This window comes from Gymnodinialimonas sp., from assembly GCF_059726805.1.
This window is the reverse complement of sequence record NZ_AP041059.1, coordinates 2,090,064-2,109,221: the sequence shown is the minus strand read 5'-3', so window position 1 is coordinate 2,109,221 and position 19,158 is coordinate 2,090,064. Positions and strand designations below refer to the sequence as shown.

16 protein-coding genes are annotated in these 19,158 nt (G+C 64.2%); 10 read left to right on the top strand and 6 right to left on the bottom strand.

Annotated elements, in window-relative coordinates:
- Positions 1–87: 87 nt before the first annotated feature.
- From AC6I9R_RS10425 to AC6I9R_RS10415, 3 genes are all read right to left on the bottom strand, one after another.
- Positions 88–972 carry a carbohydrate ABC transporter permease gene (locus tag AC6I9R_RS10425; protein ID WP_461425507.1) on the bottom strand — a complete coding sequence of 295 codons (885 nt, stop codon included), beginning with the start codon at positions 970–972 and terminating at the stop codon, positions 88–90.
- Entirely contained in the window at positions 973–1,911 is a 939-nt protein-coding gene (locus AC6I9R_RS10420; RefSeq protein WP_461425506.1) for a carbohydrate ABC transporter permease, read from the bottom strand.
- A 75-nt stretch (positions 1,912–1,986) separates the two neighbouring features.
- Positions 1,987–3,243, bottom strand: a complete 1,257-nt coding sequence (locus AC6I9R_RS10415) for an extracellular solute-binding protein (RefSeq protein ID WP_461425505.1) — start codon at positions 3,241–3,243, stop codon at positions 1,987–1,989.
- A 130-nt stretch (positions 3,244–3,373) separates the two neighbouring features.
- Between AC6I9R_RS10415 and AC6I9R_RS10410 the strand changes: the two genes are divergently transcribed.
- Together AC6I9R_RS10410 and AC6I9R_RS10405 are read left to right on the top strand one after the other, a co-directional pair.
- A complete protein-coding gene (locus AC6I9R_RS10410) occupies positions 3,374–4,543 on the top strand; it encodes an ROK family transcriptional regulator (RefSeq protein WP_461425504.1) in 1,170 nt (389 codons plus the stop codon).
- 12 nt (positions 4,544–4,555) lie between these two features.
- Positions 4,556–6,844: a PIG-L family deacetylase gene (locus AC6I9R_RS10405; RefSeq protein WP_461425503.1), complete on the top strand. Its 2,289-nt coding sequence runs from the start codon at positions 4,556–4,558 to the stop codon at positions 6,842–6,844.
- Here the strand turns inward: AC6I9R_RS10405 and AC6I9R_RS10400 are convergent.
- On the bottom strand, positions 6,833–7,687 hold the full coding sequence (locus tag AC6I9R_RS10400) for a LysR family transcriptional regulator (RefSeq protein WP_461425502.1): 855 nt from the start codon (positions 7,685–7,687) through the stop codon (positions 6,833–6,835). The two genes, AC6I9R_RS10405 and AC6I9R_RS10400, sit on opposite strands and share 12 nt — an antisense overlap.
- Before the next feature lie 128 nt (positions 7,688–7,815).
- Between AC6I9R_RS10400 and urtA the strand changes: the two genes are divergently transcribed.
- From urtA to urtE, 5 genes are read left to right on the top strand one after another with little or no spacing between them, the layout of a single operon-like run.
- Positions 7,816–9,081 carry an urea ABC transporter substrate-binding protein gene (urtA, locus tag AC6I9R_RS10395; protein ID WP_461425501.1) on the top strand — a complete coding sequence of 422 codons (1,266 nt, stop codon included), beginning with the start codon at positions 7,816–7,818 and terminating at the stop codon, positions 9,079–9,081.
- Between the two features lie 59 nt (positions 9,082–9,140).
- Positions 9,141–11,096 carry an urea ABC transporter permease subunit UrtB gene (urtB, locus tag AC6I9R_RS10390; protein ID WP_461425500.1) on the top strand — a complete coding sequence of 652 codons (1,956 nt, stop codon included), beginning with the start codon at positions 9,141–9,143 and terminating at the stop codon, positions 11,094–11,096.
- A gap of 4 nt (positions 11,097–11,100) precedes the next feature.
- Positions 11,101–12,285 (top strand): urea ABC transporter permease subunit UrtC, encoded by a 1,185-nt coding sequence (gene urtC, locus AC6I9R_RS10385; RefSeq protein ID WP_461425499.1) that lies wholly within the window; start codon positions 11,101–11,103, stop codon positions 12,283–12,285.
- Entirely contained in the window at positions 12,282–13,022 is a 741-nt protein-coding gene (urtD, locus tag AC6I9R_RS10380) for an urea ABC transporter ATP-binding protein UrtD (protein ID WP_461425498.1), read from the top strand. Before urtC ends, urtD begins: the two co-directional genes overlap by 4 nt.
- 1 nt (position 13,023) lies before the next feature.
- Positions 13,024–13,719, top strand: a complete 696-nt coding sequence (urtE, locus tag AC6I9R_RS10375) for an urea ABC transporter ATP-binding subunit UrtE (protein WP_461425497.1) — start codon at positions 13,024–13,026, stop codon at positions 13,717–13,719.
- Here urtE and AC6I9R_RS10370 read toward each other — a convergent pair.
- Together AC6I9R_RS10370 and AC6I9R_RS10365 are read right to left on the bottom strand one after the other, a co-directional pair.
- The gene (locus tag AC6I9R_RS10370) at positions 13,709–14,377 is read right to left on the bottom strand and encodes an aquaporin (RefSeq protein ID WP_461425496.1); all 669 of its coding nucleotides are present in this window, start codon (positions 14,375–14,377) and stop codon (positions 13,709–13,711) included. The genes urtE and AC6I9R_RS10370 overlap by 11 nt on opposite strands.
- 66 nt (positions 14,378–14,443) lie before the next feature.
- Positions 14,444–15,442: a succinylglutamate desuccinylase/aspartoacylase family protein gene (locus AC6I9R_RS10365; protein WP_461425495.1), complete on the bottom strand. Its 999-nt coding sequence runs from the start codon at positions 15,440–15,442 to the stop codon at positions 14,444–14,446.
- A 94-nt stretch (positions 15,443–15,536) separates the two neighbouring features.
- Here AC6I9R_RS10365 and AC6I9R_RS10360 point away from each other — a divergent pair, with 94 nt between their 5' ends.
- The 3 genes from AC6I9R_RS10360 (at position 15,537) to AC6I9R_RS10350 (ending at position 19,157) form a co-directional block, all read left to right on the top strand.
- On the top strand, positions 15,537–15,869 hold the full coding sequence (locus AC6I9R_RS10360) for an ArsR/SmtB family transcription factor (RefSeq protein ID WP_461425494.1): 333 nt from the start codon (positions 15,537–15,539) through the stop codon (positions 15,867–15,869).
- Between the two features lie 419 nt (positions 15,870–16,288).
- Entirely contained in the window at positions 16,289–17,551 is a 1,263-nt protein-coding gene (locus AC6I9R_RS10355) for an imelysin family protein (RefSeq protein ID WP_461425493.1), read from the top strand.
- A gap of 34 nt (positions 17,552–17,585) precedes the next feature.
- Positions 17,586–19,157 carry a di-heme oxidoreductase family protein gene (locus AC6I9R_RS10350; RefSeq protein WP_461425492.1) on the top strand — a complete coding sequence of 524 codons (1,572 nt, stop codon included), beginning with the start codon at positions 17,586–17,588 and terminating at the stop codon, positions 19,155–19,157.
- Position 19,158 lies beyond the last annotated feature (1 nt).

Genomic DNA, 19,158 nt, shown 5'->3' with positions numbered 1-19,158 from the left:
TTGCCGGACCACCGCCTTGCCAGGGCTCCGCCCGTTCGCGGCTTGAAAGATCCACTGGATCTTTCACCGGCTTTGCCGGATCGCCGCTCACCCTTTAAGACCCGCCATAACGACGCCCCGAATGATAAATCGCTGAAAGATCAGGAAAAAGATCAGTGTCGGCAGGGTCGAAATTGCGGCACCCGTCATGATCAGCTCCCACGCGACATCGGCCTCATCCCCGAAGGACGACAGGCCCACGGGCAGCGTATAGAGGTCGGGCGAGGTCGTTACGATCAGCGGCCAGAGGAACGCCGTCCAGTTGCCCAGGAAAATGAAGATCGCGAGCGCCGCCAAGGCGGGGCGCACCATCGGCATGGCGACTTGCCACCAGATCTGGAACTCATTGAGGCCGTCGATGCGCGCGGCCTCTAGGAAATCATCGGGGACCGTCTCGAAGAATTGCTTCATCAGGAAGACGCCGAAAGCGGTCATCAGGCCGGGGAACATGATGCCCCAATAGGTGTCGAGCCAACCCAGCGATTGGCTCATCATATACCATGGGATCACCAGCATCTCCGTGGGGATCATCAGGGTCGAGAGGATCGCGATGAAGATGATGTAGCGGCCCCGGAAGCGGAATTTGCACAGCGTGTAGCCGACGAGGCTGTCGAAGAAGAGCGATGAGACGGTGGTGATCGCGGCAATGATCAGGGAGTTGATGAACCAGCCGAAGAAGCGCCCGTCTTCAAGGACGTAGGTGTAGTTTTCGAGCGTCGGTTCCTCGGGGATCAGACCGATCTCGTAGACCTCCCACGGCCACTTCATCGAGGTGGAGATCATGTAGGCCAGCGGCATGACCATCAGCAGGCCGCCTGCGAACAGGATGCTCCAGCGGATGTATTGCGCCAGATTGCGTTTGCGCGGCGCGGCGGGCGCCTTCAGCAGTGCCTCGGATGAGGCGCGGACGGTGAGGTCATCAGCGGTACTCATCTAGCGATCCCTCAACAGGCTCAGTTGGATCAGGCTGACGATCAGCAGGATGACGAAGAGCACGACGGTCTGGGCCGCGGCGTAGCCCATGTCGAAGCTGTCGAAAGCGGTCTGGTAGATCATAAGAACCAAGGGCTTGGTGGCGTTCAGCGGCCCGCCGGGGTTCTGGGTGGTCATGTTGAAGACGTGGTCGAAAATGCGCAGGAAGCCGATGGAGCTAAGGACCACAACGAAGACTATGGTGGGTCGCAGCAGAGGCAAAGTGATCTCCCACAACACCGTCCAGGTGGAGACACCGTCGATTTTCGCGGCCTCGTAAAACGTACGCGGGATGGCGCGCAGGCCCGCCATGAAGATGATGATCTGGAAGCCCAGACCGGCCCAGATCGCGGGCGCCAGGATCGACGGCAGCGCGTTGGTTGTGCTATCCAGGAAGTCGATTTGCGGGATGCCGAAAGTGGCCAGCCAGTTGTTAAACAACCCGATGGGCACGTCCTGATAGAACCAGCGCCAGACCCAGGCCATGGCGACGGCGCTGGTCATGAACGGCACGAAATACAACGCTCGGATCGTGCCGTGCATGAAGCGGACTTGGTCCAAGTGATAGGCGATCACAAACGCGATCACGAGGCTGATCGGCGTGCCCAGAAGCAAATACATGAAGGTGTTGCGGAAGACCTGCCAGAACACCGGGTCGGCAAAAAGTACGCGGTAGTTCTCCAGCCCGGCCCAGGTCCTGTCGCCCAGAAGGTTCCATTCCTGGAACGACAGGACCATCGCGTTTCCGGTCGGGTAGAACCGAATCACGACGTAGAAAATGACCGGCACAGCCAGAAACCCCCAGGCCCAGAGCGTGCGCTTTTGGGCAATGGTCAGCCCGCCCTTGCCCTCGGACGTGGTGCGGGGGCGGGCGGCGTCGGGGGTGGAGGTGCTCGCCATGGGGATCAGGCCTCAGAGAGGTGATAGGGCCAACCCCGGGCGCAAGGGCGCCCGGGGCCAGTCGCGACAGGGAGGTCAGTCGCCGTAGTATTCGTTGAGGATCGCCTGCTCTGCCTCGGCGGCCATGCTCAGGCTTTCGCCGGGGTCCATATCTTGCAGCTGCACCCGTTCCACCATGTCCACAAGCACCTGGCGCTGCGCGCTTTCATCAGCGAAAATCGTGGTGTTGGCGTATTCCAAGCCCCGGATGAACGGCCCGAAGACCGGATCATTGGCGTTCTCCTCGGTCATGCCAACCTCGACGCGCGCGGGTAACTCACCCACGGTGTCGAGCCAGATCTGCATCGCCTCGGGCGAGGTGATGTACTCCATGAACAGGACCGACGCGTCGTATTCCGGCCCCTCCGCCGACGAGGTGATCGCGTTCACCCAGTAGGACGAGTAGTTGGACCGCACGCCGTCGGCATTAGCGGGAAGCTCTGTCACGCCCCAGCGCAAGCCACGCTCGCCGTTCAGCGCGCCGATCCGGAAGGAGCCGTCGATGTGGAACGCCGCGCGACCCGAGCGGAAGGCGGCCTGGGGCTCATCCATGAAGCCCGACTGGGTCACGCCCTGCTCTTCCAGGCCAAGGTAGAAATCAAGCGCGGCGCGGCCCGCCTCGGTGTCGTAGTTCACCGTCTGATAGCCATCCGTATAGGGATCGCCGCCCATCTGACGCACCAGAACTTCACGGAACCAATGGTGGTCCTGGGCGGTCATGCCGGTGGTGAAGCCCGCTTGGGTCATGTTGCCCGCGCCATCGCGCTCGGTCGTCGCGGCGGCGGCAGCGACAAGCTCATCCAGCGTGGTGGGAACTTCGACGCCCTCTGCTTCCAGCAGACGTTCGTTATAGAACAGCGCCAGCGACCGCACCGCGGTGGGCAGCGCGAAATAGGCGCCATCGCGCTCCATCGCCTGGACCATCGGGAAGAATTCGGCCTCGACCATCTCGGGCGAGAAGGTGTCGGTGGGCAGCGGCTGGATCAGGCCCGCGTCGATGTAGTCGTTCAGCCAGCCGTAGAACAATTGCACGATGTCCGGCCCCTCGCCCGAGGGCACAGCCACGGCGGTCCGCGTGCGATAATCGGCGTAGGGGAAATGCGTCATCTCGACGTTGATGTTGGGGTTGGCGGCTTCAAAATTCTCGATCAGCTGCTCCATCGCGGTCACGCGGGCCTCGAAGAAATACTGCCAGTATTCGATTGTGACCTGCTCCTGCGCGGAGGCCGCGCCAGCGGTGAGGGCAACGGTTGCAGCAAGGGTCGCAAGGGTGGTCCGGGGTCTAAGAAGCATGAGTCTCTCCCTGAGATGCGTTTGTAAGTCGTTGATTTACTTGGGCCTACGGCTCTTCCGGCCGATGTCATTGCAATGACGCTAACGCAGAGGCGTTGAGCTATCAAGTAAGTTGAGTTATTCGTCAGACATGGCCAGCGCGCTTCCCCCTCCCGGCTCCAACGCCTTGCGCTCGCGCACCTACAATCGGGGGCTGGTCCTGGGACATTTGCGCCGCGAGGGTGAGGCCGGACGCGCCGAGATCGCCCGCGCCTCGCGCCTCAGCATCCAAGCGGTCAGCAACATCATCGCCGAGCTTTCCGACGAAGGCTGGGTGGTGGAGGCCGGCAAACGCGAGGGCCAGCGCGGCCTGCCCGCCGTCACGTACGCGCTGGCGCGCGGCTCGCATCTGGCGCTGGGGGTGGAGATCCGGCCTGACGCGGTGCTGGCAGCCTGGATCGATCTGGGCGGGCAGGTGCTGCACACCGAACGGATGGCCCTGCCCTCGGCCCGGCCCGAACACGTGCTACCGCTGGTGGCAAAGCTTCCCGCGCGCGGCGAAGCGGCGGGCCTGCGCCACGGCACGGTCTTCGGGGCGGGCGTGGTGATGCCCGGCCCAATCGGGCAGACTGGCCTTTCAGACGTCGCGACGCAGCTCCCCGGCTGGGGCGATGTCGCCCCCGAGGCCGTGTTGCGCGATGCCTTGGGCGTGCCGGTCACGCTGGAAAACGACGCCAACGCCGCCGCCATGGCCGAGCGGATCTTGGGCGCGGCGCAGGGTTTGGGGACGTTTGCCTGTTTGTACTTCGGGGCGGGTCTTGGCTTGGGCGTCGTCATCGACGGCGCCGTCTTTGCAGGCGCTTTTGGGAACGCCGGAGAGATCGGGCACATTCCCGTCGCTACGCGCAATGGGCATTGCCCGCTGGAAAAACGCGCCAGCCGCGTCTCCCTGGTGCGCGCGTTGGAGGCAGAGGGGATCGCCGCGCGCACCGTCGATGATCTGTCGCTGCAATACGCGGCCCGCCCTCAGGCGCTGGAGGCCTGGCTGGCCGATGCCGCCGAGGCCCTGGGCCACTCGGTCCAGATGCTGGAGAACCTGATCGACCCCGAGGCGATTGTCATGACCGGCGCCATGCCCCCTGCCCTGTTGGAGGAACTCGCGGGCCGCGTGAGCTTGCCCGAACGCTCGGTCTCGAACCGCGAGGATCGCGCCCGACCGCGCCTGATCGCGGGCACCGCCGGGCGCATGGCCGCGACGCTGGGTGCCGCAGCACTGGTCGTGAATACCGCCCTCTCCCCCCGCCTTATGGACGCCGTTTAGGAGCCGTTGCAGATGTCAAACCCCACCCAGACCCGCATCCTGACGGAAGCCCACGACCCGCTGATCGCCCGCGTCTGGCGCGCCATGGCCGGTTTGCGCAGCGTCGTGGGGTTCATGAACACCGGGGCCCATCCCGATGATGAGACGACCGCGATGCTGGCTGCGCTGTGGCTGCGCGACGGGGTGAACCTGTCCTACGCCTGCTCCACCCGGGGGGAAGGCGGGCAGAACGACATCGGGACCGAGGCGGGCCCGGATCTGGGCGCGTTGCGCACCGCTGAGATGGAGGGGGCGGCGGACGTGCTGGACATGGTGCAGTATTGGCATGGGCAATCGGCCGACGACACGATCACGGATTTCCGGTTCTCAAAATCCGGCACGGAGACCATGGCGATCTGGGGGCGCGAACGGCTAATGACCCGCTTTGTGGAGATCATCCGCACCGAGCGGCCCGATATCATCTGCCCCACGTTCCTCGACATCCCCGGCCAGCACGGCCACCACCGCGCGATGACCGAGGCCGCGATGGCCGTTGTGGCAGCGGCTGCAGACCCGGCGTTTGAATGCGAACTACCCCCCTGGCAGGTGTCAAAACTCTATCTGCCCGCCTTCTCAGGCGCGGGCGGGTCCTATGATGATGAGGTGCCGCCCCCGCCCGCAACGGTCACAGTCGCGGCGAAGGGCCGCGACCCGGTTCTAGGGATGAGTTATGAGCGGATCGGCCAATGGTCGCGGCAGTTCCACCGGACCCAGGGCATGGGACATTGGGTGCCTGCAGGGAGGGAGCGGGATTGGCCGCTGCATCTGGCATGGTCCAATGTCGGCGACGACAGCGGCGCGGTGACAGATAACCTACCGCAAACACTAGCAGATATCGGCTTAGAGGCAGAGCAGGGGTTGGTCGATGCGACGCTCGACGCCTTCCCGAAGTTCGACGTCATGGCGCGGATCGGGGCGGAGGCCTACGCGGCGCTGACCTGGGCCTCGGTGCCCGAGGTCCACGCCCATCGGCTGGAACGAAAGCGCCTTCAAATGGCGCGGCTGCTTCACTTGGTGGCAAGTGTCTCGGCACGGGCGCTGCCGGACCGGGTTGCGACACTCCCGGGGGACAGCGTGGACGTGGCCATCGAGGTCACAGGCGGCGCGGCAGTAGAACTCCTGCCTGGTCCCGGGATGGACGTGGTGGCGGGCGGCCTGCGGATCGCCGACGATGCGCCGCCCAGTGACTCCTACCCCGACACATTCGACCCCTTGGTGCCGCGCCGGCCCGCCGTGCGCGTCACCGCGCCGATCCACGGCGTTGACGTAAGCGTGGAAGTCACGCTGGAACGGCCCGTGTTGGTGCTTCCGACACCACTGGCCGACGTCGCGGAGGAGCGTGCCATCCTGAACCTGCGCAGGCCCGCGCGGACGGTGCAGGTGGGCGTGGCAGCCGAAGGTGCGCGTTTTGATCTGCCCGAGGGGTTTGAGCAGGAACGGCAAGCGGACGGCGTGACGCTCATCGTTCCCGAAGACGCGGCGGAGGGGCTGCATATGCTGCCCGTCATGATCGGCAACACCCCGGCGCGCACGGCAAAACTGCTGGAGCACGATCACATTTCGCCCACGCTCAGCCACCGCCCGGCGGTGTTTTCACTGCGGTTGGCGGATGTGGCGCTGCCCGAGGGGCGCGTGGCCTACATCGGCGCGGGCAATGACCGGGTGGCAGACGCCCTGCGCGCGGTGGGGATGGATGTGACGGATCTGTCAGACGCGGATCTGGCGAACGCAGCCCCGTTTGAGGGTTTCGCCGCCGTGCTGGTCGGCGTCTTCGCCTACCGCTTCCGCCCCGCCTTGGGGCCTTTGGTGGGCAAATTGAACGCTTGGGTTGCTGCGGGCGGGACACTTGTCACGCTCTATCACCGCCCTGGGGACAATTGGGACCCAGGCGCGACGCCGCCCGCCCCCATCGAAATCGGCTCTCCGTCCCTGCGCTGGCGGATCACCGATGCCGAGGCTGAGGTGACAGTTCTGCAGCCGGACCACCCGGTTTTCGCGGGGCCCAACCCGATCGGCCCCGAGGATTGGGCAGGATGGCAGAAAGAGCGCGGGCTTTACTTCGCCAAGACCTGGTCGGACGTCTACCAGCCGCTTCTGCGCATGGCTGATCCCGATGAGGCGCCGCTCGATGGCGGGCTTCTGGTGGGGAACATCGGCAAGGGCTGGCATGCCCATGTCGCGCTGAACCTGCACCATCAACTTGCGCATCTGGTGCCCGGCGCCTACCGGCTGATGGCCAACCTCTTGGCGTTACGCGGCTAAAGCCTCATCCAGACGGCGCTGCAGAACGCCAATGAACGTCTGGGCCGGGCGGATCAGTGGCCTGCGCGCCATGCGCAGAATGCAGATCTGGACCGTCCCGAAATCGAACGGCAGGGGCTTGGCCCCGGAGCCAAAAATGACCTCCGGAAAGATCGCCACCGCACAGGCCGCCGGGTGATACTGCGCCAGATGAGAAGCCGACAGCGCAGTGGCCTTGGGGAACGACAGCTGATTGCGCCGCAAGACATGGTTGATCGCCGTGCGCGTGCCCGTCGCCTCACCGGGCAACAATACACGGGTGTCGGAAAGATCCCAGATGCCCCGGGGCGTCTCACCCCCCGACGCGCAGGCCACGATCCGGCACGCGCTGGCATGGACGACCTCGGTCGTGTCGTCGGTCGCGGGATTGGTCAGCAGCGCCAGGTCAACGCGCCTCTGGCGCAGGCTGTCGACGCTGGTGTCGTAGGTGATGTCGAGGGCGACCTTGGGAAAACGCTCTTGCATCTCCAGGCAGGCCTCGAGGATCAGACCAGCGGCAATGTCGTCCCCGATGGAGATCCGCAACTCTCCGGTTTCGCCATCGCGCAGCGATCCGAGCTGGCTTTGCAACTGGTGAAATTCCAGCAAATGGCGGTCGATGACGTCCAAAAGCAGCTCTCCGGCTTCTGACAGGCGGACGCCACCGGGCAGGCGTTCGAACACCGCGAAAGACAGCTCATCCTCGAACGCCTGGATCGACCGGTTGAGCGCCGAGGGAGAGATCGCCAGCTCTGCGGCGGCTTTTCGGATCGAGCCTGTGCGGTGGATCAGCCGGATCGCGCGGTAGATTTTCAAGTGTTTCATGGGGCCCCCACCGCCTGGTGCAATAAACGCACCAGCCAGGCGCAAAAGTAGCGGCAGACAACACCACGTCAATGGGTATCCATTATGCTGCACGCGCAAAGACACTTGATTACGCCTGAGGGGGCTCCATGAAAAAACTACTTCTTGCCAGCGCACTGTCGCTGGTTTCCGCACATGCTGCATCTGCAGAAATTCGTGTGGGTATCCTGCACTCGCTGACCGGCACGATGGCAATTTCCGAGACGACCTTGCGCGACGTCATGTTGATGTTGATCGAACAACAAAACGCGGCAGGCGGGCTTCTGGGTGAAGAAATCGTCCCCGTCGTCGTCGACCCGGCCTCTGACTGGCCGCTTTTTGCAGAGCGCACGCGCGAGTTGCTGACGGTCCACGAGGTCGACGTGATCTTCGGCGCGTGGACCTCCGTGTCGCGCAAATCCGCGCTGCCGGTCCTGGAAGAGCTGAACGGGTTGATGTTCTACCCGGTCCAGTACGAGGGCGAAGAATCCTCGCTCAACGTGTTCTACACCGGCGCCGCACCGAACCAGCAGGCGATCCCGGCGGTGGATTATTTCCTTGAAGAACTGGGCGTGGAAAGCTTCGCGCTTCTGGGCACCGACTATGTCTACCCCCGCACGACCAATCGCATTCTGGAGCAATACCTGCTCGACGCGGGCGTGCCGTCGGAGAACATCTTCGTCAACTACACGCCCTTTGGCCATTCCGACTGGTCTTCCATCGTGGCCGACGTCGTGGCGCTGGGGGAAACCGGCGATCAGGTCGGCGTGATCTCCACCATCAACGGCGACGCCAACGTGGGCTTCTATAACGAGCTTGTGGCCCAGGGCGTGGAAGCCGATGACATCCCCGTCGTGGCCTTCTCGGTCGGGGAAGAGGAACTCGCAGGTTTCGACACCGGGCCCCTGGCCGGTCACCTGGCCGCGTGGAACTACTTTCAGTCCGCCGACACGCCCGAAAACGAGGAGTTTATCGCCAACTGGCACGCGTTCATCGGCGATGAAGCACGCCCGACCAACGACCCGATGGAGGCGCATTACATCGGCTTCAACATGTGGGTGCAGGCCGTTGAGGCCGCAGGCACCACCGATGTCGACGCCGTGCGTGACGCGATGTACGGCATCCAGGTGCCGAACCTGACGGGGGGGATTGCGGAAATGTTGCCCAACCATCACCTGACCAAGCCCGTGCTGATCGGCGAGATCCGCCCCGATGGTCAGTTCGACATCATCAGCCAGACCGATCCGGTGCCGGGCGATGCCTGGACCGACTTCCTGCCTGAATCGGCGGTTCTGGTCAGCGATTGGCCCGGTCTGGAGTGCGGCATGTACAACACCGAGACCGAGACCTGCGTGCAGATCCAGTCCAACTACTAAGACTTGCGGCGGGTCGCGTCATGCGGCCCGCCATACCACTCTTGCTGTCAGGCAACCCCATGAAATTCATACGACTTCTCGCCGTGTTTGCGGTGCTTTGCGTCCCCGCAGTGGCGTCAGCGCAAGACGCCCCGCTGCAGGACCTGCTGCAAACCCACGCCGAGCAGATCAGCGATCCGTCCCGCCGCACCGTGGGGGAGACGCTGGATGCGCTGGTTGCCAGCGGACATTCCGAGCTTCCCGGTTTCCTCGCCCGCTGGCAAGCGCGCGAGGTCTTTCGCCGCGATGCAGACGGCCTGTTCGTCTATGTCGAACATGAAGACGCCGACCCGCTTGTTCTGCTCGATATCTCCTCAGGCGAGGCGATTGGCGAGGCGGGCTCACGCGAGGTCACGCAGCTGCGCCCCAACGGCGGCGTGCGCCGGGTGATCGGCGGCGCGCTGGTGCAGTTCCAACTGGGCGCTGCGGACCCCGTGGCGCGGCTGGAGGCGCTGGAAACCGTCGCGGATGATCCCGAGGAAAGCTACCTGCCGCTGCTGGAAGCGCGATTGGACGCCGAAGATGACCCGGCAGTTCGTGCCCGGCTGGAGATCGTGCTGCCGTCACTGGTGATTGCGTTTGCCGAAGCGGACGCGGACCGGATCGCGGCGATTGAAACGCTGACGGGCAACGTCAGCCTTGAGGCGCGCGCGACGCTCAACCAACTGCTGTCCACCCGCCGCAATGTAAGCGCCACCCTGCCCGAGGACGCGAATATCGCTGACGTCCTGACGCCGGGAACAGCGGTGCTGCCCGAAGACGACGCCTACGCGATGCTGGTGGAGGCCGAGCTTGCCCCGCCCCGGATCAGCCGCGACGCGCAACGTGACGTGCTGGCCGCCAATATCGTGGAGGGCCGTGTCGGCGGCGTGCCCGTGGCCACGCTGTCGTCGGAGGCTGCCCGTGACACGGCCTACGCCGCGCTGGTGGCAGAGGGCCTCGCCGAGCCGATCCCGAGCGACGCCGATGTGGCCGACGCACTGGCCAACCACGTCTTCTTCGAAGCATATGTCGAGCCCTCGCAACCCGTCACCGACGCCGCCCGCGCCACGCTCGACGGGATCGAGACCCGCGTGGGCGCCTATCGCTTCGTCGACCTGTCGCTCGACGGTCTGTCACTTGCATCGATCTACTTCCTCGCCGCCATCGGCCTCGCCATCACCTTCGGCGTCATGGGCGTGATCAACATGGCCCATGGCGAGTTCATCATGGCGGGCGCCTACACTGGCTACCTCGTCCAGACGCTGGTGCCCGACTACACACTGTCGATCGCCATCGCCCTGCCCCTGGCCTTCGCGGTCACCTTCGCGATGGGCGTCGCCATGGAGCGCTCGGTCATTCGATGGCTCTACCATCGCCCGCTAGAAACGCTCTTGGCGACCTTCGGCATCTCGATTGCCCTGCAACAGATCACCCGTCAGATCTTCGGCACCCAGGCCCGCCCTTTCACGCCGCCGGATTGGCTGGCAGGCTCGGTCACGATCAATGACGTCGTCTCCATCTCGTCCATCCGCATCGCGATTTTCATCCTGGGCCTCGTTTTCTTCGTCGTCCTCTGGCTGATCCTCAACCGCACACGCCTGGGCCTAGAGGTCCGCGCCGTGACCCAGAACCCGGCAATGGCGGCGTCGATGGGCATCAACCCGGACCGGATCAACATGCTGACCTTTGGCCTCGGCTCCGGCATTGCAGGGATCGCGGGCGTGGCGATTGGCCTTTTCGCCCAGGTGACGCCGGACATGGGCGCGAATTACATCGTCCAAAGCTTCATGACCGTCGTGGTAGGCGGCGTCGGCAATATCTTTGGCACGCTTGTTGGCGCCAGCATGATCGGCGGGTTCCAGAAGGCCGTTGAATGGCTCAACCCCTCCAACACGCTGGCCGCGCAGACCTACATGATCCTCTTCGTGATCCTGTTCATCCAGTTCCGGCCGCGGGGCATCATCGCCCTCAAGGGCCGTGCGGCGGGGGATTGAGCGCATGAGCATCTTCACCCGCAACCGCTCCGTCCCGATCTTCATCGGCGCGCTGGCCCTTTTCGCGCTTGGCGTGACCGTCCTGTCGGAAGCCTACGGGACCGGCGCCATGTCGATCTCGTTCACCAAAACCCTCGGCATGACCCTGTGCCTCTGCCTCGCCGCGCTCGCCATGGATCTGGTCTGGGGCTACTGCGGGATCCTGTCGCTCGGCCACTTCGCGTTCTTCGGCCTGGGCGGCTACGTCATCGGCATGTGGCTGATGACCGCGCGGACCCAGGCGGTCGTGCGCGCCAACCTGGCCGAGGGGGTCATCCCCCCCACGGAGACCGAGGTCAGCCAGGCCACCGCATTACAGATCTTCAGCGTCGTGGGCGCGGATGATTGGCCGTGGATGTGGGCGGCCTCCGGCAGCCTGTTCCTGTCCTTATTGCTGATCGTGGCGGTTCCGGGCCTTCTGGCGCTGGTCTTTGGCTGGCTGGCCTTCCGCAGCCGGGTGACCGGCGTCTACCTGTCGATCCTGACGCAAGCGATGACCCTCGCGCTCTCGCTCTACCTCTTCCAGAACGACACCGGCCTGCGCGGCAACAACGGCCTTTCTGGCCTGCAGAACATTCCCGGGGTGGAAGCGGGCCAGGATCGCGTCTCCATCTGGTTTTTCTGGGCCTCTGCCGTGGCCCTTGGCCTGTCGTATATCGGCGCGGCCTGGCTGATCTCGGGCAAGTTCGGCAACATCATTCGCGGCATCCGCGATGATGAGTTGCGGGTGCGGTTCCTGGGCTACCGGGTGGAGGTGTTCAAGCTGTTCGTCTTCACGCTTTCCGGCATCCTCTGCGGCGTGGCGGGCGCGCTCTACTATCCGCAGGCGGGCATCATCAACCCCGATGAAATCGCGCCCATCGCCTCCATCTACCTCGCCGTTTGGGTCGCCATCGGCGGGCGCGGCAGGCTCTATGGGGCGGTTATTGGCGCGGCAGTCGTCTCCCTACTCTCGACCTATTTCACCGGCGGGCGCGCGCCCGATGTGACGCTGGGGGCGTTCACAATTGAATGGGTCGACTGGTGGCCGGTTCTCCTTGGCCTGGGCTTCGTTCTGGTCACGCTTTTTGCGCCCAAAGGCCTTGGCGGGTTGGTCGACTACGTCGTCAGAAAGGCCCCGGCGGAGCCGAAATCGGAGAAAAGCGCATGAGCACGCTTCTTGAGGTCCAGGGCGTGTCCGTCACCTTCGACGGCTTCCGCGCGATCAACAACCTCAGCTTCACCATCGGCCTGCCCGAGATGCGCGCCGTAATCGGCCCCAACGGCGCGGGCAAGACGACCTTCATGGATATCGTGACGGGCAAGACCCGGCCCGACACCGGCAGCGTGCGCTGGGGCGACATGGGCCATTCGCTTCTGTCGATGTCCGAGGCGCAGATCGCCCAGGAAGGGATCGGGCGCAAGTTCCAGCGCCCCACCGTGTTCGAGGATCAATCGGTCGAGGACAACCTGCGCGTCGCTTTGAAAAAACCGCGCGGCCCCCTGGCCGCGATCTTCGACAAGACCAGCGACGCGGACCGCGCCCGGATCGAGGAGATCGCGGAAGAGATCGGCCTGTCCGACCATCTGGGCGAGCCTGCGGGCATTCTGTCCCACGGGCAAAAGCAGTGGCTGGAAATCGGCATGCTGCTGGCCCAGGACCCCAAGCTACTGCTGGTTGATGAGCCCGCCGCTGGCATGACCACCGCAGAGCGCGAGCATACGACGGCGCTGCTCAAGCGCCTTGCCGAAAGCCACGCGGTGGTGGTGGTAGAGCATGACATGGAATTCGTGCGCCGCCTCGATTGCCGCGTCACCGTGCTCCACGAAGGCGCGGTTCTGGCCGAGGGCACGCTCGACCATGTGATGGCCGATGCGCGTGTCGTTGAAGTTTATCTGGGGCGCTAACATGCTGGAAACACGCGATTTAACGCTCCACTACGGCGGCAGCCAGATCCTCAATGGGGTGTCCATCGAGGCCACGAAGGGCAATGTGACCTGCGTCATGGGCACCAATGGCGTGGGCAAGACGTCCTTGATGAAGGCGATTGCGGGGACCCACGCGCGCTCGGGCGGCGAGGTAACATTGGACGGGACGGCGGTGCCAAAGCTACCCGCGCACAAACTGGCTCAGATGGGTGTCGGCTACGTGCCCCAAGGCCGGATGATCTTCCCCCTTCTCACGGTGCGCGAAAACCTGGAGACCGGGCTGGCGTGTCTGCCCAAGGCAGACCGCCACGTGCCAGAGCGCATCTACGAGATGTTCCCGGTTCTGCGCGAGATGGAGAACCGCCGCGGCGGCGACCTGTCCGGTGGGCAACAACAACAGCTCGCCATTGGTCGCGCGTTGGTCACAAAGCCCAAGCTTCTGCTGATGGACGAGCCGACGGAGGGCATTCAGCCCAACATCATCCAACTGATCGGCCGCGTTATCGCGCAGCTGCGCGATGAGGGCGAAATGGCGATCGTACTGGTCGAGCAATACTTCGACTTCGCCTTCGATCTGGCGGACAGGTTCTACGTCCTCAAACGCGGCGAGACGGTGTTCGCCTCCGCCAAGGCCGACACCACCCGTGACGCTGTGCAGGGCGCGTTCAGCCTGTAGGCGCGCCGTCCTCCAGCAACCACGCGAAGAACCCCGTCGCCAGGACGGCGGCAACCAATTGCACCGCGATAAACGCCACCACATCGGAGGGTGCGATGCCTGCAAACGTGTCCGAGAACCCACGCGCGATGGTGACGGCGGGGTTGGCGAAGGACGTCGATGAGGTGAACCAATAGGCCGCCGTGATGTAGAGCCCGACCGCCATCGGCACCGCCTGCGGGCGCGCCTTCAGGCAGGCCAGGATCGTTCCGACCAATCCGAAAGTGGCCACAAACTCCCCCGCCCATTGGCCGATGCCGGTGCGCGACGTGGTGGAGGGGTCGATCAGCGGATGCTCGAACATCAGATGCGCCGCGAGGACCCCGACAATGCCGCCGAAGATCTGGACCGCGACGTAGAGCGCCGCCTCGTGCCGCGCGATCTCACGGCGCAGGGCGAAACAGAGCGTCACCGCCGGGTTGAAATGCGCGCCCGAGATCGGGCCGAAGACCGTGATCAACACCACCAGGATCGCGCCCGTCGGGATGGTGTTTCCCAAAAGCGCCACGGCAACGTTTCCGTCCGCCAGTCGCTCGGCCATGATGCCCGACCCTACGACGGTGGCGAGCAGCGAAAACGTGCCGAGCCATTCGGCCATCAGGCGGCGGGAGAGTGTCATCGGGTGTCCTTCAACCTGTTTTAGTGGCTTAAATTCAGGGCGTTACGCGCCATGCATTCTGTGTTGTCAAACATCGGCGGCGATCTGAAAAAGGACGTCACCGCGCTGGACCTGCGCCAGGGCGCGGTGGGCCAGAACCATACCGTCATGGGGCGAAAAGACCTCATCGGGCGGTTGCCCCGGCGTCTCGGGATGGTGGATCAAGGCAATTTGCTCCCCTTCGGCCACGTCATCACCGATGCCTTTCAGGGGCTCGAACAGACCGGGCTGATAGGAGGGGATCATCCCTTCGGACGTCAGCATCCGGGTGCCCTGGGGAGGATCAAGCGCCACGCCGGGCAACATGCCAAGGGCCGCCAAAATGCGGCGCAATCCCCGCTCGGTCCGGCGCAGGATGTCGGGGGTGACGCCCCCTCCCCCGCCCAACTCGGCCATGACGTTGATCACGCCCTTGCGGTTTGCCGCACCCATCGCGGTGCGCGCCGTGCTACCGGTGCCCCCGCCGCTGGTAAAGAGCCAGCCGTAGGGCAGATCGAAGGCTTCGGTCAGCAGCGCCAGCCCTTCTTCTTCGGCGGACGAATGGGCCGGGCCGCGCAGCACCGTCGCGGGATACCTTAATGAGGTGCCACCGGAGTGCAGGTCGACCGCATAGTCGGCGAGCGGCAGGATCACCTCCTCATGGAAATGGGCGATCATCGCCGTGGGCGTGCCCTTGGCCTCGCCCGGGAACAGGCGGTTGAGGTTGCCTTGATCGATGGGCGAGACACGGCGGGCCACTTCGGCAGCAGGAAAATTGAGCATCGGCAGAAGGATCAGGCGGCCGCGCAGATCGCTCGTTTGCAGATCGCGGATAAGGTTGGCGACAGCTATCTGCCCTTCGTATTCATCACCGTGGACGCCCGCGCTGATCACCAGCGTAGGGCCCGCGCCATTCTTGATGACGCTCACCGGCACCGGGATCCAGCCGTAGGCCGAGCGGTTTACCGAATGGGGCACCCGCAGATAGCCCGTTTGCTTGCCGTCAGCGTCGAAATCGACCTCGGACGTGATCAATGTATCGCTCAAAGCGCCCCTCATTTCGGCACTTGCCGAATTGAGGACCGGGCTATGGCAAATGCCCCCTCTGGTCAAGCTTCGATATTTCGGGCATTACCGAAGCATGGAGCAGGACACCGCCATCGACGCCTTCGCCGCCCTGGCGCACCCAACGCGCCTGGCCGCCTTCCGCCTGCTGGTCCGGCGCGCGCCCGAAGGCGTGCCCTCCCTCTCCATCGCCGAGCATCTGGCGGCGAAACCCTCGACGCTGTCGGGACACCTCGCGGTCCTGAAACGCGCCGGGCTGGTCTCCAGCACCCGGCATCAACGCGAGATCCACTACGCCGCGAACATCGCCGCGATCAATTCTCTCGTGGGCTTCCTGCTGGCCGATTGCTGCGGCGGAAAAGTCCGCAATTGCGGCGATATCCTCGACCTTCTGGATCTGGAGGCCTGACGCACGGACCCGGTCCCTTGGCCACAACGGGCTTCAAACGGAAAATGCTACCCCCACGCAATCGGTGCTCCTAGCTTCAGGCACATGAGGTTACCGATGAATTTCGTCAGGCCCACTTACCGCGCCCCATGCGACAACGTCGCAGACCCTGCATTGGCCTTTGCCTTTTCCGACAGTTTGAGTCAGCTTTACATCCATAGGGCGAGTCAGCCCTGGAGTTTGGGGGCGCAGATGACGGCCAAGCGAGCAACCGACGAATGCAGCATCAGACGCCGTGAGCTGCTGTTGGAATGCATGTGTTGTGATGCAGAGCCGTCGCCGTCCTTTGAGCTTCTCTTTGATCCACTTCCATCGACCCAGCCACAGCCTTTGGCCCAGCCAGTCGACCGAACCGACCACGCACCAAAGGAATGAGCGCGATGATACGAACGATTTTAACCACGACGGCGCTGGCCACCTGCCTCTCGGCACCTGCCGTTGGCCAAGAGGCCGCTGATGTGCTGAACACCTATGCCGATATTGCGGCGGCGGGCTATGAAGACAGCCTGATCACCGCCCAGGCCCTGGAAGAGGCCATTACCGCCCTTGTGGCTGACCCGTCAGCAGAGGCTCTTACCGCGGCCCGCGCGGCGTGGCTGGAGGCCCGCGTACCCTATCAGCAGACCGAGGTCTTCCGGTTTGGCAACGCCATCGTCGATGATTGGGAAGGCCGCGTGAACGCCTGGCCGCTTGATGAGGGGCTGATTGATTACGTCGACGGTGCCTATGGCGGGCCCACGGATGAAAACGAACTGGCAGCGCTCAACGTGATCGCCAACGCGACCTTCACCCTGTCCGGCACGCAGGTTGATGCGTCGGTGATCAATGCCGCTTTGCTGGAAGAAACCCTACATGAGGCCGATGGCGTCGAGGCCAATGTCGCCACGGGCTACCACGCCGTCGAATTCCTCCTTTGGGGCCAGGACCTGAACGGTCACGGCGACGGCGCGGGCGACCGGCCGTACACCGATTTCGTCCAAGGTGACGGCTGCACCGGCGGCAATTGCGACCGCCGTGTCGACTATTTGGTGGCTGCAACAGAGCTTCTGGTCTCGGACCTGGAATGGATGGCGGCCCAATGGGTCGGAGACGGCGCCGCCCGTGCGGCCCTGATGGAGGATGAACAGGCCGGTCTGGCAGCAATGCTGACCGGTATGGGCAGCCTCAGCTACGGCGAGACCGCCGGGGAACGGATGCGCCTCGGCCTGATGTTGAACGACCCGGAGGAAGAGCATTCCTGCTTCGCCGACAACACCCATAACGACCATTTCTTCAATGGTGTCGGCGTGCGGAACGTCTATCTCGGCCAGTACTCCCGGATTGACGGGACGCTCGTCTCTGGCCCGTCCCTTTCCGACTTGGTCATCGCCGCGGATGCAGAACTGGATGTCGAGATGCGCACCCGCCTTGCCGAAGCTGTCCTCGCACTTGGCGCCATCAAAACCGCAGCAGAGGGCGGCTTCGCCTATGACGAGATGCTCGAACGCGGCAATGAAGGCGGCGAGATGCTGATCATGGGCGGCGTCAATGGCCTGATCGAGCAAACCCGCTCGATCGAGAGGGTCGTCGCAGCCCTTGGCCTCGACGGCATCGAGTTCGAAGGCTCTGACAGCTTGGATAACCCCTCGGCGGTTTTCCAATAAAGCAAACGCGGTGGGATGCGCTTCGGCGCATCCCATGTCCCGGGGTTCACTCATGCTGAAACGCTTCCTCTATCTGGTGCCCGTCGTGACGGCCTTCACCATTCCGGCGATCATCTTTGCACAAGAGCCGCAACAACCCGCATGGGCGGGCCTGCAAGACCTCCACCTTGACGTGATCCCACGCACCGCCGAGGAACGCGAGCGGATCGCGGCAGTCACGGCGCTGCCAGCAGACCTGTCGGCGCCCTTTGCCTTTGAAGAGAATTCCGGTGGCGCGGCAACGGTGCGCCCCCGCTTGAATGCCGATGCGTTTTCGCAGCCATCTGCCAACCTCAGCTTCGAGGACGAATTGAACTTCCGGGTCGGCAACGGGCTGTTCCGGCGGCTTTGGGTGTCTCCGCCCGCCTCGACCCTTGCCTCGGACGGTCTTGGGCCGCTCTATAACGCCCGGTCCTGCCAAAGATGTCACTTGAAAGACGGGCGCGGGCACCCGCCCGAAGGACCGCAGGACAGTGCCGTTTCGATGTTCCTTCGCATCTCCATCCCCGGCCCGGAACAGTTCGACGCAGGTGCGATCCAGGATTACTTCGCGACGCTCCCGGAACCTAATTATGGGACGCAGCTGCAGGACTTCAGCCTGCCGGGCCATGAGGCCGAATACAGCCTCGGCATCCAATACGAAGAGTTTGAGGTCGCGCTGTCCGGCGGTGAGGTCGCGGTCCTGCGCCAACCGACCTACAGCGCGGATGACCTTGGCTACGGCCCCTTGCACCCCGAGGCTATGTTAAGCCCGCGTGTGGCCCCACAGATGATTGGGTTGGGTCTTTTGGAAGCGATCCCGGCAGAGGATATTCTGGCCTGGGCCGATCCGAACGACCGCGACGGTGACGGGATTTCAGGTCGCCCGAACATCGTATGGTCGCGCGTCTACGACGCGCCGATGCTCGGGCGCTTCGGTCTGAAAGCCGGCAGTCCAACAGTGCTGGAGCAATCTGCCGGCGCCTTTGCCGGTGACATCGGCATATCCAGCCCCGTTCATCCGAACGGTTGGGGCGAATGCACCGCCCTGCAGGTCGCCTGTGTCGATGGCGTCCACGGGGATGACCCGGAACAGGACGGGTTTGAGATCGACCAGATCGGCCTCGACCTCGTGACGTTCTATAGCCAGAACCTCGCCGTCCCGGCGCGGCGCGACGTGGATGACCCGCAAGTCCTTCGCGGCCGGGAAGTGTTCTATGAGACCAACTGCACCGGCTGCCACCGCCCCAACTTTGTCACCCACAGGCTAGAGCGCGATCCGGCGCAGAGCTTCCAGCTGATCTGGCCCTACACCGATATGCTGCTCCATGACATGGGCGAGGGCCTGGCGGACCACCGCCCGGAGGCCCGCGCGAACGGCTACGAATGGCGAACGCCGCCCCTGTGGGGGATCGGGATGACCGAGCTGGTCTCGGGCCACACCTATTTCCTCCACGATGGCCGCGCCCGGAACCTCCTTGAAGCGATCCTTTGGCATGGCGGTGAGGCGCAGGCTCAGCGGGATGCGGTGGTGGAAATGCCACCCGAGGATCGCGCCGCCCTCATCCGCTTCCTGGAAAGCCTCTGAC